This window comes from Pseudomonas caspiana, assembly GCF_040224095.2.
GTDB classification, from domain to species: Bacteria; Pseudomonadota; Gammaproteobacteria; order Pseudomonadales; family Pseudomonadaceae; genus Aquipseudomonas; species Aquipseudomonas caspiana.
The window spans coordinates 4,557,076-4,570,728 of sequence record NZ_CP167995.1 but is presented as its reverse complement, the minus strand read 5'-3'; the positions used below and the strand labels follow the sequence as shown (position 1 = coordinate 4,570,728).

General features: G+C 57.4%; 11 protein-coding genes. 5 read left to right on the top strand and 6 right to left on the bottom strand.

Annotated features, from left to right (window positions below; translation table 11 throughout):
* Nucleotides 1-65 precede the first annotated feature (65 nt).
* Nucleotides 66-956, bottom strand: a complete 891-nt coding sequence (locus ABRP31_RS20675) for a TIGR02285 family protein (RefSeq protein WP_167384303.1) — start codon at nt 954-956, stop codon at nt 66-68.
* 276 nt (nt 957-1,232) lie between these two features.
* Between ABRP31_RS20675 and ABRP31_RS20670 the strand changes: the two genes are divergently transcribed.
* The 3 genes from ABRP31_RS20670 to ABRP31_RS20660 all read left to right on the top strand — a co-directional run bounded on the left by ABRP31_RS20670 (nt 1,233) and on the right by ABRP31_RS20660 (nt 4,824).
* Nucleotides 1,233-1,775 (top strand): YaeQ family protein, encoded by a 543-nt coding sequence (locus ABRP31_RS20670; RefSeq protein ID WP_087264518.1) that lies wholly within the window; start codon nt 1,233-1,235, stop codon nt 1,773-1,775.
* A gap of 124 nt (nt 1,776-1,899) precedes the next feature.
* Entirely contained in the window at nt 1,900-3,615 is a 1,716-nt protein-coding gene (recJ, locus tag ABRP31_RS20665) for a single-stranded-DNA-specific exonuclease RecJ (RefSeq protein WP_349970369.1), read from the top strand.
* Nucleotides 3,616-3,717: 102 nt separating this feature from the next.
* Nucleotides 3,718-4,824: an NADH:flavin oxidoreductase/NADH oxidase gene (locus tag ABRP31_RS20660; RefSeq protein WP_087264516.1), complete on the top strand. Its 1,107-nt coding sequence runs from the start codon at nt 3,718-3,720 to the stop codon at nt 4,822-4,824.
* Nucleotides 4,825-4,989: 165 nt separating this feature from the next.
* On the opposite strand, the gene ABRP31_RS20655 is transcribed toward ABRP31_RS20660, so the two are convergent.
* The 5 genes from ABRP31_RS20655 to ydcS form a co-directional block, all read right to left on the bottom strand.
* The gene (locus ABRP31_RS20655; protein ID WP_349970366.1) at nt 4,990-6,414 is read right to left on the bottom strand and encodes a gamma-aminobutyraldehyde dehydrogenase; all 1,425 of its coding nucleotides are present in this window, start codon (nt 6,412-6,414) and stop codon (nt 4,990-4,992) included.
* Nucleotides 6,415-6,437: 23 nt separating this feature from the next.
* Nucleotides 6,438-7,259 (bottom strand): ABC transporter permease, encoded by an 822-nt coding sequence (locus tag ABRP31_RS20650; protein ID WP_349970364.1) that lies wholly within the window; start codon nt 7,257-7,259, stop codon nt 6,438-6,440.
* Nucleotides 7,249-8,175 (bottom strand): ABC transporter permease, encoded by a 927-nt coding sequence (locus tag ABRP31_RS20645; RefSeq protein ID WP_349970362.1) that lies wholly within the window; start codon nt 8,173-8,175, stop codon nt 7,249-7,251. The genes ABRP31_RS20650 and ABRP31_RS20645 overlap by 11 nt, the downstream gene beginning before the upstream one ends.
* Nucleotides 8,176-8,188: 13 nt before the next feature.
* Entirely contained in the window at nt 8,189-9,229 is a 1,041-nt protein-coding gene (locus tag ABRP31_RS20640) for an ABC transporter ATP-binding protein (protein ID WP_349970360.1), read from the bottom strand.
* A gap of 211 nt (nt 9,230-9,440) precedes the next feature.
* Nucleotides 9,441-10,592 carry a putative ABC transporter substrate-binding protein YdcS gene (gene ydcS, locus ABRP31_RS20635; protein WP_349970358.1) on the bottom strand — a complete coding sequence of 384 codons (1,152 nt, stop codon included), beginning with the start codon at nt 10,590-10,592 and terminating at the stop codon, nt 9,441-9,443.
* A gap of 213 nt (nt 10,593-10,805) precedes the next feature.
* Here ydcS and ABRP31_RS20630 point away from each other — a divergent pair, with 213 nt between their 5' ends.
* Together ABRP31_RS20630 and ABRP31_RS20625 are read left to right on the top strand one after the other, a co-directional pair.
* Nucleotides 10,806-11,543 carry a tellurite resistance TerB family protein gene (locus tag ABRP31_RS20630; RefSeq protein ID WP_087264511.1) on the top strand — a complete coding sequence of 246 codons (738 nt, stop codon included), beginning with the start codon at nt 10,806-10,808 and terminating at the stop codon, nt 11,541-11,543.
* Between the two features lie 484 nt (nt 11,544-12,027).
* On the top strand, nt 12,028-13,650 hold the full coding sequence (locus ABRP31_RS20625; protein WP_087264938.1) for a methyl-accepting chemotaxis protein: 1,623 nt from the start codon (nt 12,028-12,030) through the stop codon (nt 13,648-13,650).
* Nucleotides 13,651-13,653 lie beyond the last annotated feature (3 nt).

Sequence of the window (13,653 nt, the reverse complement as noted above, 5' to 3'; positions counted from 1 at the left end):
CGGTTTACCCCGAGTAGTCTCCCCGCTGCTCGGGGTTTCTTTTTTTGGATGCCTTAAGCCTTGAATTATCGGCCTTGGGTATCAAAGAAATTCTTGGCATCTTTCAGATACTGCTCGCGTTCAGGTGACGGTATCCATTGCGCGTAGAATCCCAGCAGTTTTGTCTCGCGTAACAGGCGCATCTCGCGATTGATGATTTCCATCGCCTGTCGCCCCTGCTCGGTGTCTGAGCAGCCAATGTGGGTGAACTGGTATTTGGGGACCCCCTTGATCGGCAAAAAGGCAACGTCCTGTTCGGCAATATCTTGCTGGCGCGCTTGATAAAGCGCCTCCGGCCAGTAGCTGATCAAGCCCTGTAATCTTCCCAGGCGCTCCATTTGCAGCAGGCTGCCGACTGCATCGCTGCCATAGTGCACATTTAACTCGTCGGTGGGGGCAGCGTCCAGAATCCGGTCAATCACCTGTCCGTAGCTGCGTTCCGCCACTATGCCTATCTTGACGGTCTTGCTTTTCAGTAAAGCTTCCAGATCGACGGTGTTGCCTTTCATGAACGGTGTGAACTGCGCCATGTCCTGGTTGCGCACAATCAATCCATTGCTGAACACGACGTAGGTAGGAATCGAAAACAGAATGCTTTTGGCTCGCTCCGGAGTCCAAAGAACAGTCGGGTCGCAAGCGAAAACACCGTCTTTGAGCATTTGCGTCCCACGCGCCCGGTTGACGCGCATCAGCAGGTGCTCGTATTCAGGCATCCTGGCCGTAAGCAACGGCATCAGTCGGTCGATTGCACCTTTACCCTCATCAGGGCCGGAAAAGATTGTCGCTGGGGGCAAGTCACGCAGTAGCCATATCAGCGTGTCTTTGGCATGACTGGTGGCGGTCAGGCACATCATGCTTAATACGGTCAGGGTTGCGACCAGAACTCTTAACGCAGGAGGCGAGTTGCGATAATGCATTCGCGGATGTCTTCCCCGGGAAATGGCTTGAGAGAGTTGTCAACTGATGTGCCTGAGGATAGACGCTTTGAAGCCGACGTGAGGGGCAGTATCCCCCAAGACTGCTGCGCGCGAATATCGGGTTTTACCTGACAGGCTTTAGGGTGTTTGGACCTTTTGAACCACGTGGACCATTTCCCCTGATGTATTCATTGCAGCCGAACAGCGGGGTCGGGTCGTTCAATGAGGCGGCATCGGGTAGACTTGCCGCCTTTCCCCGTATCTAGAAGCCCGTTCATGGCCCAGCCGTCCACGACCTACAAATTCGAACTCAACCTCACCGATCTTGATCGCGGGGTTTACGAAACCGTAAAACAGACCATTGCCCGCCACCCTTCCGAAACCGAAGAGCGCATGACCGTGCGCCTGCTGGCCTATGCGTTCTGGTACAACGAGCAACTGTCGTTCGGCCGTGGTCTGTCGGACGTAGACGAGCCAGCCCTGTGGGAAAAAAGCCTGGATGATCGTGTTCTGCACTGGATCGAAGTCGGCCAGCCAGACGCGGATCGCCTCACCTGGTGTTCACGTCGTACCGAGCGCACCAGCTTGCTGGCTTATGGCAGCCTGCGCGTCTGGGAAGGCAAGGTTATTCCCGCCATCAAGAACCTGAAAAACGTCAACGTCGCAGCTGTCCCGCAAGAAGTGCTGGAAGTGCTGGCCAAGGACATGCCGCGGGTCATCAAGTGGGATGTAATGATCAGCGAGGGCACAGTCTTCGTTACGGATGATCGCGGTCAGCATGAGGTTCAGTTGCAGTGGCTTGCCGGTGAGCGCGGCTGAAGTCGCGCTGTACGCAGCTTCTCCCGTAGGAGCGCACGAACATTGCGAAGCCGCGATAGCGGTGTAAGTGCACTGCAAACAAATCAGTCAGCTATTTCACGTTTGGTCGGAATCAAAAAAACGCATGCGCATCGAATCTCGCCCATTGCCGCTCACCCTGCCTTTTCTTGGTGACTTGCCACCGCTGCTGACACGGCTTTATGCCGCGCGCGGCGTGCTGTCGGAAGCCGACCTGGATAAAAGCCTGGCGCGGTTGATCCCGTATCAGCAGCTCAAGGGGATCGATGATGCGGTGGACTTGTTGGTCACTGCCCTGAACGAGCGTCAGCGAATCCTCATTGTGGGTGATTTTGACGCGGACGGTGCAACGGCAAGCACCGTCGGCGTGCTGGGTTTGCGGCTGCTGGGGGCCGCGCATGTTGATTATCTGGTGCCCAACCGTTTCGAGTATGGCTATGGCCTGACCCCGGAAATTGTTGCGGTGGCCTTGCAGCGCGAGCCGCAATTGCTGATGACGGTCGATAACGGTATTTCCAGCGTTGAAGGTGTTGCCGCAGCCAAGGCGGCGGGTCTGCAAGTGCTGGTCACCGATCACCACTTGCCGGGTCATGAACTGCCCGCCGCCGACGCCATCGTCAATCCCAATCAGCCAGGCTGTACCTTCCCCAGTAAAGCCTTGGCAGGCGTCGGGGTGATTTTCTACGTGTTGATGGCCTTGCGCGCCCGGCTACGCGATAGCGGCTGGTTCGAGGCGAATCAGCGTGTGCAACCGAATCTGGGCGAATTACTTGATCTGGTCGCGTTGGGCAGCGTCGCTGATGTGGTCCCGCTGGATACCAACAATCGTATTCTGGTGCATCAGGGCTTGCTGCGTATTCGTGCGGGGCGTGCGCGTCCTGGCCTCAAGGCGATTCTCGAAGTCGCACGTCGCGACCACACGCGCATCACCTCCACCGATCTCGGTTTCATCCTCGGCCCGCGCCTGAACGCAGCGGGGCGCCTGGACGACATGAGCCTGGGGATCGAATGCCTGCTCTGTGAAGATGAAACCCAGGCGCGTGAAATGGCCGTGCAGCTTGATGAGTTGAATCAGGACCGCAAGTCGATTGAGCAGGGTATGCAGCGTGAAGCGCTGGCCCAGCTGAAAGACTTGCCGCTGGAGTCCATGCCGTTCGGCCTGTGTCTGTTCGAGCCAGACTGGCATCAGGGGGTGATCGGGATTCTGGCCTCGCGCATGAAAGAGCGTTATCACCGCCCGACCATCGCTTTTGCCAGCGCAGGCGAGGGCATGCTCAAAGGCTCGGCTCGCTCAGTGCCAGGTTTTCATATCAGGGACGCGCTGGATGCTGTGGCGGCCAAGCATCCCCAGTTGATCAGCAAGTTTGGTGGTCACGCCATGGCAGCGGGCTTGTCACTGCCTGAGGATAATTTCAGCGCATTTGCCCAAGCCTTCGATGAGGAGGTTCGCCGTCAGCTTGGCGAAGATGATCTGACTGGCCGCTTGTTGTCCGATGGCGCACTGGCTGTTGAGGAGTTTCACCTGGAATTGGCCCGCGCGCTGCGTAACGCAGGCCCTTGGGGGCAGCACTTTCCCGAGCCGTTGTTTCACGGTGTCTTTCAATTGGTAGAGCAGCGGGTGGTGGGCGAGCGGCATCTCAAGATGGTGCTCAAAAGTGAATGCGGCAGCGTGAAGCTTGATGCCATCGCGTTTGGTGTCGACCGCGATGTCTGGCCAAACCCGAATATTCGCTGGGTCGAGCTGGCCTACAAGCTGGATCTGAACGAGTTCCGCGGTAATGAAACGGTGCAACTGATGGTCGCGCATATCGCGCCGCGGTAGGGCACACAGCAGGAACCCTCAAAGGTATTGAATTGTCGACTAGGCTTCAGGCACGTTTTTTCATCGCGTGTCCTGCTGCCTATTCCAGCCTGAGAGGTCCCCATGAGCCTGTTGTTAGAACCCTACACTCTTCGCCAGCTAACGCTGCGCAACCGCATCGCGGTATCCCCGATGTGTCAGTACTCTGCGGTCGACGGCCTCACCAACGACTGGCATCTGGTTCATCTTGGAAGTCGCGCGGTGGGCGGTGCTGGCCTCGTCTTCACCGAGGCCGTAGCGGTCACCAAAGACGGCAGAATCACGCCTGAAGACCTTGGACTGTGGAACGACGAGCAGATCGAAGGCTTACAGCGCATCACCCGCTTCATCAACGCTCAAGGCGTCGTTGCAGGGATTCAGCTAGCCCACGCCGGACGTAAGGCCAGCACCTGGCGGCCATGGCTGGGCAAGTCGGGCAGCATCAAGGCCGAAGAGGGCGGCTGGACCCCTTGGGGGCCATCGCCGATTGCCTTCGATCCAAAACACACGGCTCCGGTGCAATTGAGCGAGGCGCAAATTCAGGACGTTATTCAAGCCTTCGTGGCCTCTGCCAAACGAGCGCTGACGGCCGGTTTTAAGGTCGTCGAAGTGCACGCCGCCCACGGTTATCTGTTGCACCAGTTCCTGTCGCCGCTGAGCAATCAGCGTCAGGACAAATACGGCGGGTCGTTTGAAAATCGTATTCGCCTGACGCTGGAAGTCACCCAGGCCGTGCGTGCCGTGTGGCCAGAAGAGTTGCCATTGTTTGTGCGGGTCTCGGCCACTGACTGGGTTGAAGATGGCTGGAACCCGGATGAAACCGTCGAGCTGGCGCGCCGTTTGAAAGCGATTGGTGTGGACCTTATCGATGTGTCATCCGGCGGCACCTCTGCCAATGCTGAAATCCCCGTCGGCCCCGGCTATCAGACGCGTTTTGCTGAACGGGTTCGTAAGGAGTCGGACATCGCGACCGGCACCGTTGGCATGATTACCGAACCGGCTCAGGCCGAACATATCCTGCGCACGGGGCAGGCCGATATCATTCTGCTTGCACGCGAATTATTGCGCGACCCTTACTGGCCATTGCACGCCGACGACGACCTTGGTGGCCGTAAGGCAACCTGGCCTGCGCAGTACCAACGTGCGACCCATCGTGATCAGCCGATTCACGAGTCCGACTTGCGGGATTAGTGATTCGGGGAAGGGGCCTGCTTGCTTGCAGGCTTTTGCCTTTTTGACTTTTTGCCTTTTTGACTTGGCAGGGCCGGCTTAGCCGGTCCTGCCAGGTTTCAAACCTCCAAAAACAGCATTGGAAACGCTGAATTCGTGACGCAGGGTATTCCGTTGGAGTATCCCTCAGTGCTTGAACATCACATGCCTCACCGTGGTGTAATCCTCCAGACCATACATCGACATGTCTTTGCCATAGCCAGAGAGCTTCTGCCCGCCATGGGGCATTTCGCTCACCAGCATGAAGTGAGTGTTGACCCAGGTGCAGCCGTATTGCAGACGTGCAGCCAGGCGGTGGGCGCGACCGATATCCTGGGTCCAGACTGACGAAGCCAAACCGTAATCCGACTCGTTGGCCCACGCCAGCACTTGCGCTTCGTCATCGAACGAGGTGACCGATACCACCGGGCCGAACACTTCACGTTTGACGATTTCGTCGTCCTGTTGCGCATCGGCAATCACGGTAGGCTCGAAGAAGTAGCCATTGCCTTCTACTGCCTTGCCTCCCGTCACCAGACGAATGTGCGACTGAGCGAGGGCTCGTTCGACAAACCCCGTCACGCGGTCCCGATGCTGGGCACTGATCAGCGGGCCCATCTCGGTTTCAGGATCGCTCTGCAGACCGTATTTGATGCTGCTGACGGCTTCTCCCAGCTTGCTGACGAAGGTTTCATAGACATCCTTTTGCGCATAGATCCGACATGCGGCGGTGCAGTCCTGACCTGCGTTGTAAAAACCAAACGTACGAATACCCTCGACTGCGGCATCAATGTCGGCATCGTTAAAGATGATCACCGGCGCTTTGCCGCCCAGTTCCATGTGCATGCGTTTCACACTGTTTGCGGTGCTGGAGATGATATGTGCGCCTGTGGCGATGGAGCCTGTCAGCGAAACCATGCGTACTTTCGAGTGGGTTACCAACGCGTTACCCACTGTGGTGCCGCGCCCGAATACGATGTTCAGCACCCCGGTCGGGAAAATGTCCGCAGCCAGTTCTGCGAGGCGCAACGCTGTCAGCGGGGTCATCTCCGAGGGCTTGAGCACCACGGTGTTGCCGGCGGCTAAGGCAGGGGCGATCTTCCAGGCGAGCATCATCAGCGGGTAGTTCCAGGGCGCAATTGATGCGATGACTCCGATCGGGTCGCGGCGAATCATCGACGTATGACCTGGCAGGTATTCACCTGCGGCCGATCCCCCCATGCAACGACTGGCCCCGGCAAAGAAGCGGAACACATCGGCGATAGCCGGGATTTCGTCGTTCAGGGCAGCGCTGTATGGCTTGCCGCAGTTGTCCGATTCCAGCTTTGCCAGCTCTTCACCGTGGGTGTCGATAGCGTCGGCCAGCTTGAGCAGCAATAGCGAGCGATCCTTGGGCGCCGTTTGCGACCAGCTTGCAAAGGCTGCATCGGCAGCACGCACGGCGCTGTCTACCTGAGCTTCGCTGGCTTCGTTGATTTCCACCAACACGCGCCCCAGTGCCGGGTTGAATACCGACTGCAGCGGTCCTTCACCCTTCACCAGTTGGCCGTTGATCAACAGTTTGGTTTGCATGGGCATCTCCCTTTGAAGTCGATTTATTTTCCGCCACTTCCCGCTACATTTTCACCGCCGCGCGTCAGGTAATACGCCCCAAGAATCGGCAGCATCGTGACCAGCATCACTAACATGGCGACCACGTTGGTGACGGGCACGTCCCTTGGGCGGCTGAGCTGGTTAAGCAACCAGATCGGCAGTGTGCGCTCATGTCCTGCGGTGAAGGTGGTGACAATAATTTCGTCGAAGGACAGGGCAAAGGCCAGCATGCCGCCTGCCAGCAAGGCCGAGCCGAGATCGGGCAGGATGATGTAGCGAAAGGTCTGCCAGCCGTCAGCCCCCAGGTCCATGGATGCCTCAATCAGGCTTTGTGACGTGCGGCGCAAGCGAGCAATGACGTTGTTGTAGACGATCACCACGCAGAAGGTAGCGTGCCCGACGATGATGGTGAACATGCCAGGTTCGATGCCCAAAGTCTTGAACGCCGCCAGCAGGGCCAGGCCGGTAATGATGCCGGGCAGGGCAATGGGCAGAATCAATACGAGGGATATGGCGTTCTTGCCAAAGAAATCCCGTCGGTACAGCGCGAGGGAGGCGAGGGTACCCAAGACCATAGCGATCAGCGTCGCGACCAGCGCGATTTTCAGCGATAACTTGATGGCTTCCAGTACGTCCGGCCGGGAAAAGGCCACGCTGAACCATTTCAGGGTAAACCCTTGGGGAGGAAAGCTGAACGCGGCGTCCTGAGTGTTGAACGCGTACATGAAGATAATCAGGATCGGGAAGTGCAGAAACACCAGACCGCCCCAGGCGGCGACCTTCAGCCAGATCGGCGCTTTTTCTGTCTTGGGTTCAGAGCGCATCGAATGCCCCCAGTCGTTTGACGATGTTCAGGTAAACCGCAATCAGCAGGATCGGTACCAGCGTAAAGGCGGCGGCCATGGGCATATTGCCGATGGCTCCTTGCTGGGCGTACACCATGCTGCCGATGAAGTAGCCAGGCGGGCCAATCAGTTGCGGCACGATGAAATCGCCCAGCGTCAGTGAAAAGGTAAAGATTGATCCTGCGGCGATGCCCGGGATGGACAACGGCAGGATCACCTGCATGAAGGTCTGGTGCGGGCGTGCGCCAAGGTCGGCCGAGGCTTGCAGCAGTGAAGGCGGCAAGCGCTCCAGTGAGGCCTGGATTGGCAGAATCATGAACGGCAGCCAGATGTAGACGAAAACCATGAATCGCCCTATATACGAGGTCGACAGCGTGCTGCCGCCCACGCCTGGAATGCCGAGGATAAACTGCAGCAGCGGCTCAAGCCCAAGATGCTGAATGAACCATTGCGCTACGCCGCCTTTGGCCAGCAGTAAGGTCCAGGCGTAAGCCTTGACGATATAACTGGCCCACATGGGCAGCATCACCACGATGTAGAAAAATGCTTTGGTCTTGCCACGGGTATAGCGCGCCATGTAGTACGCAATGGGAAAGGCAATAATGCCGCTCGCGATGGACACGGCAATGGCCATTGTCAGCGTGCGTTTGATGACGTCGAAATTTGCGGGCTGCACCAGCGCTGCGAAGTTGGCCAGGGTCAGGTCCGGCGTGACCGTCATGCTGAAGTCGTCGAAGGTGTAAAAACCTTGCCACAGCAAACCAAGCAGTGAGCCCAGATACACTGCGCCGAACCAGATCAGCGGCGGTACGAGCAGCAGCGACAGGTATAGATTTGGCCGTCGGTAGAGTAAATCGCTGAGCCTTCGCAAGGGCGATGTGTCTGATCGAACCATGGGCTGGCTCATGTCACGGGCCTGCATTCGCAGGGGCATCCTTGAGAATGACCATAGCATCGCGTGACCATCGCATATGCAAGCGCTGGCCGGGCTGATAAGGCGCGCCGTTGTCCTGCCATTGGCTATTGGCCTGACTGACGTTAAGGCTTTGCCCGCCGTCCAGGGTCAGTTCGTAGCGGGTGGTGCTGCCTTGATAGAGGATGTCGTGCAACTGGCCGCTGACTTCAACCTCATGGCTGCCGAGCGCCCCCTCGGCGAAGCGGATATGTTCCGGGCGAATAGAGAAAGGCAGTGCGCTGCCGCTCAATTGTGCGGCCAGATCGCCCTGCAGCACATTTGAGGTGCCGACGAATTCGGCGACAAAACGAGTTGCAGGTTTCATGTACAGATTGCGCGGCGTATCGACCTGCTCGATTCTGCCTTTGTTGAACACCGCGACCCGGTCCGACATGGAAAGCGCTTCGGTCTGGTCGTGAGTGACAAAAATAAAAGTGATGCCCAGTTGGCGCTGAAGCTTTTTCAACTCGCCTTGCATCTGTTCGCGAAGTTTCAGGTCAAGTGCGCCCAAGGGTTCATCCAGTAACAACACCCGAGGACGATTGACCAGTGCCCGGGCCAGAGCTACGCGCTGGCGTTGGCCGCCGGAAAGCTGAACGGGTTTGCGCTCGCCATAACCGCCCAGAGCAACCATCGCCAGAGCCTCATCGGCTCTCGAATAACGTTCCTGCTTGCCGACGCCTTTGACTTTCAGGCCATAGGCAACGTTATCGCGCACATTCATGTGGGGGAAAAGGGCGTAATCCTGAAAGACCGTATTCACGTCACGCTGATAGGGCGGCAGGCCAGCGGCTTCTTCGCCGTGGATACGAATCGAGCCAGCGCTGGGTTGTTCGAATCCTGCAATCAGGCGCAGGCAAGTCGTCTTGCCCGAGCCTGAGGGACCCAGCATGGAAAAGAACTCGCCGTCCTCAATCTCGATGCAAACCCCGTCAACGGCCTTTACCTCGCCAAACTGTCGGGACACGTTGGTGAACTGGACTGCAAGGGGCATGGTAGAACTCCGATTTTCGACGGCGACAGACAAACTGCAATCCTTTGAATGGGAGTGCATTTTCTGTAGGTCCTGCCGAAGGTTGCGAACGATTCATCCTGATAAACCGCCATCGCCACCCGGTCACACCTACAGGCCCAATGTTTGTCGCGATACAACGCGGTGTTCTTCGTACCGGGGTTGTACCTGCGCAAACACGACGTTTCGGGATTTACCTGCCTCCCATAATCGCGATGTAATCCTGAGTCCAGCGGCTGTAAGGCACATACTTGCCGCCTTCGGATTGTGGCGTTTTCCAGAAGGCAATGTGTTCGAATTGATCGAAACCGTTAGTCGCGCAACCTTGTGGGCCTAACAGATCACTGGCCTTGCACGCTTCTGGTACCGCAGGCAGCGAACCGAACCAGGCGGCCACATCACCCTGTACTTTGGGTTGCAACGACCAGTCCATCCATTTGTAGGCGCAGTTCGGGTGTTTGGCATCGGCGTGCAACATGGTGGTGTCCGCCCAGCCAGTGGCGCCTTCCTTGGGGATGGTTGAGTCCACTGGCTGTTTATCCGCTTTCAGACCATTGACCATGTAGCCCCAGGAGCTGGATGCCGCTACGCCTTCGTTCTTCACGTCGCTCATCTGCACGGTTGCGTCATGCCAGTAGCGATGGATCAGCGGTTGCTGTTTGCGCAGTAGATCGAGTACCGCAGCGTATTGAACTTCGGTCAATTGGTAAGGATCAACGATACCCAGTTCAGGCTTGGCTGACTTGAGATAAAGCGCGGCGTCGGCCATATAGATCGGCCCGTCGTAAGCCTGAACCCGACCTTTGTTAGGTTTGCCGTCGGGCAAATCCTGTGCCTCGAACACCACACTCCAGCTCACGGGCGGGACTTTGAATACGTCAGTGTTGTACATCAGCACATTCGGGCCCCATTGGTAGGGGGTGCCGAACGTCTGCTGATTAACCACGTACCACGGTCCGCCTTTGAGACGTGGGTCCAGGTTTTTCCAGTTGGGGATCAATTCGGGGTTGATGGGTTGAACGCGTTTACCGGCAATCAAGCGTAAGGACGCGTCGCCGGATGCGGTTACCAGATCGTAACCACCCTTGGTCATGAGGCTGACCATTTCATCAGAAGTTGCTGCCGTTTTTACGTTGACCTTGCAGCCGGTCTGCTGCTCGAACCCCGTGACCCAGTCATAAGCCTTGTCGCTTTCGCCGCGTTCTATATAGCCCGGCCATGCAACGATATCCAGTTGGCCCTCGCCTTCACCCACGGTCTTGAGTGTTTCGGTTGCCTGTAAGCTGGCGCTGGCAATGAAAGCGGTAAACGCGGCGCTCAGCAATGCGGTTTTGTGTGCTGACATCAGAATCCCTCTTCTTTAGTTATGGTCGGGGCAGTAATCAACAGTTGTAGCGCAACAAACGGAGAGGCGGCGGGGCTTATCAGTGTTTCGATAATGTGCAGCAGCGTCGGGTGCGTTGCAACATCCGGAAGCACACCTGCACTCCAGCCTGGACACACTTCGTTTTACTCTGGCTTGTATCCAATTGAATGAACAAGTCTGTGGAGGCTTTCCATGAACACGCGTGGCTTACTCGACCAACTTCTTAAGTCCGGTCAGGAGATGCTCCAGAACAAGGCCGGTGGTGCAGGACATCAGCAGGGCGGCAAGAAATCCTCTGCTGCTGGCGGTCTGGGCGGCTTGTTGGGTGGTGCAGGTGGCGGTGGTCTGAGCAGTCTGCTGTCGGGAGCAGGCGGTGGGGCTTTGGCTTCAGGCGCCATGGGTTTGTTGATGGGGAGCAAAGGCGCACGCAAGGTCGGCGGCAAAGTGCTGACTTATGGTGGCCTGGCCGCGCTGGGTGTCATTGCCTACAAAGCGTACGGTAACTGGCAGGCTAAACAGGGCTCAGCACCGCAGGGTGAGCCGCAAACCATCGATCGTCTGCCGCCCGAGCAGGTTGAAGAGCACAGTCAGGCCATCCTGCGTGCACTGGTTGCGGCCGCTAAATCTGACGGTCACGTTGACGAGCGCGAGCGCGAGCTGATCGAAGGTGAATTTACCAAGCTGACGGGTGACCAGGAGCTACAGCAATGGCTTCACGCTGAATTGCACAAACCACTGGACCCGGCTGAAGTCGCTCGCGCTGCGAAGACCCCGGAAATGGCGGCGGAAATGTACATCGCCAGTGTGATGCTGGTTGATGAAGAGCATTTCATGGAGCGCGCTTATCTGGACGAGCTGGCCCGTCAATTGAAGCTGGCGCCTGCTTTGAAGGCCGAGCTGGAGATACAGGTCCGTCAGGCCCAGGGTTAAAGGCAGTCAGTTGTGCTTGCTCGCAGTAAATGACAACGCGTTATGCCCTTTAGCTGCGTCTCATGTATCGCGAGCAAGCCTCGCTCCCACAGGTCCTGCGCCATCTCGTAGGACCGGCTTTAGCCGGGAGGACGTCGGGGCATTCGCTAAATATCATTCGCCAGAAATACCGCTCTCCCGGCTAAAGCCAGTCCTACGAGGCGAGGCCAGCGCTTACAGGCAAACATAGAATCTCCCGCAGTTCCTGCGGCAAGCTAGCCCCAAACACCCATCTACAACGCCCCATGTAACCCCTGCATTCATTCGAATACCTAAGGCCTGTAAGAAAATTCTTGGGAGTTAGCGGGAATGTGCCTAATTTTTCTCTGAAACTACCCCCTAAGTTTGTAGGAGCGTGGGCTATACTCAGGCCGCGTTGGGCCGTTCGTCGGTCCGCTTCTTGAACCCGGCGTGAAGTCCGGTGTTGAACTCTTGAGGGATGACCGTGAAGAACTGGACCTTACGCCAACGGATTTTGGCGAGTTTCGCCGTAATTATCGCCATCATGCTCTTGATGGTTGTCGTCTCTTTCTCCCGTCTGTTATCGATCCAGTCCAGTGAAGAAGAAGTTCGCCTCGATGCACTGCCGGGCGTGTACTACAGCACCCTGCTGCGTAGCGCTTGGGGCGAAAGTTACATTCGCACCCTTGAATTGATTGGTGAAGGCGAAGGACGTGAGCTGACGGGCCCGGAAAAAGACCAGTTCAAAGATTTCGAGGCGCGCCTCCAGCAGCAGGTCGACAACTACAAGCAAACCATATTCGACGACGCCGACAAGGCAAACTTCACCGACTTCGAGCGGCAGCGCGAGACCTATACACGCCTCCTCAATGACGTGCATACCAATTTTCAGCGCGGTGATTACCTCAAAGCCAAGACAGAGTTTTACGATCAGACCAGGCCCGTATGGTCGCTGGGCCGTAAGCAACTGAACGACATCATTGTCATCAACAAGAAAGTGGCTGATGACGCTACTGACCGAATTGTCGTCGCTGTTACTGGCGCAAAAATCAGCATGGGCCTTTCTCTTCTCGTCGCGATTATTGCCGCAACGGCGTGTGGGCTTTTGCTGATGCGTTCGATCATGTCGCCGATGCAGCGCATCGTCAGTATTCTGGAGACCATGCGCACGGGCGATCTGAGCAAACGACTCAATCTGGATCGCAAGGACGAATTCGGCGCCGTGGAAACCGGCTTCAACGACATGATGACTGAGCTGACAGGCCTGGTATCTCAGGCCCAGCGCTCATCGGTGCAAGTCACGACATCAGTCACCGAAATTGCTGCTACCTCGCGGCAGCAGCAGGCCACCGCTACAGAAACCGCTGCGACGACCACCGAGATCGGCGCGACGTCCCGGGAAATTGCTGCCACGTCTCGTGATCTTGTCCGTACCATGACCGAAGTGACCAGCGCCGCGGATCAGGCTTCGATCCTTGCCGGTTCTGGCCAGCAGGGCCTGGCGCGCATGGAAGACACCATGCATCAGGTCATGGGCGCGGCCGATCTGGTCAACGCCAAACTGGCCATTCTCAATGAGAAGGCGGGCAACATTAACCAAGTGGTCGTGACCATCGTCAAGGTCGCCGACCAGACCAACCTGCTGTCGCTCAACGCTGCCATCGAAGCGGAAAAAGCCGGTGAATATGGCCGTGGTTTTGCCGTGGTCGCGACTGAGGTGCGTCGCCTGGCTGATCAGACTGCCGTTGCGACTTATGACATCGAGCAGATGGTCCGTGAGATCCAGTCGGCGGTGTCTGCCGGTGTGATGGGCATGGACAAGTTCTCCGAGGAAGTGCGTCGCGGCATGTTCGAGGTTACGCAGGTGGGCGAACAACTTACGCAGATTATTCATCAAGTGCAGGCTTTGGCGCCTCGGGTGTTGATGGTCAACGAAGGCATGCAGGCGCAGGCCACCGGTGCCGAGCAGATCAATCAGGCGCTCGTGCAGTTGGGCGATGCCAGCAGCCAGACCGTGGAGTCCTTGCGTCAGGCCAGTTTTGCCATTGATGAGTTGAGTCAGGTGGCGGTCGGTTTGCGCAGCGGCGTTTCGCGTTTCAAAGTCTGAGTA

Coding starts and splice junctions, on each gene's coding strand:
- ABRP31_RS20675 (WP_167384303.1), bottom strand. CDS start 956: ATGCATTATCGCAACTCGCCTCCTGCGTTAAGAGTTCTGGTCGCAACC.
- ABRP31_RS20670 (WP_087264518.1), top strand. CDS start 1,233: ATGGCCCAGCCGTCCACGACCTACAAATTCGAACTCAACCTCACCGAT.
- recJ (WP_349970369.1), top strand. CDS start 1,900: ATGCGCATCGAATCTCGCCCATTGCCGCTCACCCTGCCTTTTCTTGGT.
- ABRP31_RS20660 (WP_087264516.1), top strand. CDS start 3,718: ATGAGCCTGTTGTTAGAACCCTACACTCTTCGCCAGCTAACGCTGCGC.
- ABRP31_RS20655 (WP_349970366.1), bottom strand. CDS start 6,414: ATGCAAACCAAACTGTTGATCAACGGCCAACTGGTGAAGGGTGAAGGA.
- ABRP31_RS20650 (WP_349970364.1), bottom strand. CDS start 7,259: ATGCGCTCTGAACCCAAGACAGAAAAAGCGCCGATCTGGCTGAAGGTC.
- ABRP31_RS20645 (WP_349970362.1), bottom strand. CDS start 8,175: ATGGTTCGATCAGACACATCGCCCTTGCGAAGGCTCAGCGATTTACTC.
- ABRP31_RS20640 (WP_349970360.1), bottom strand. CDS start 9,229: ATGCCCCTTGCAGTCCAGTTCACCAACGTGTCCCGACAGTTTGGCGAG.
- ydcS (WP_349970358.1), bottom strand. CDS start 10,592: ATGTCAGCACACAAAACCGCATTGCTGAGCGCCGCGTTTACCGCTTTC.
- ABRP31_RS20630 (WP_087264511.1), top strand. CDS start 10,806: ATGAACACGCGTGGCTTACTCGACCAACTTCTTAAGTCCGGTCAGGAG.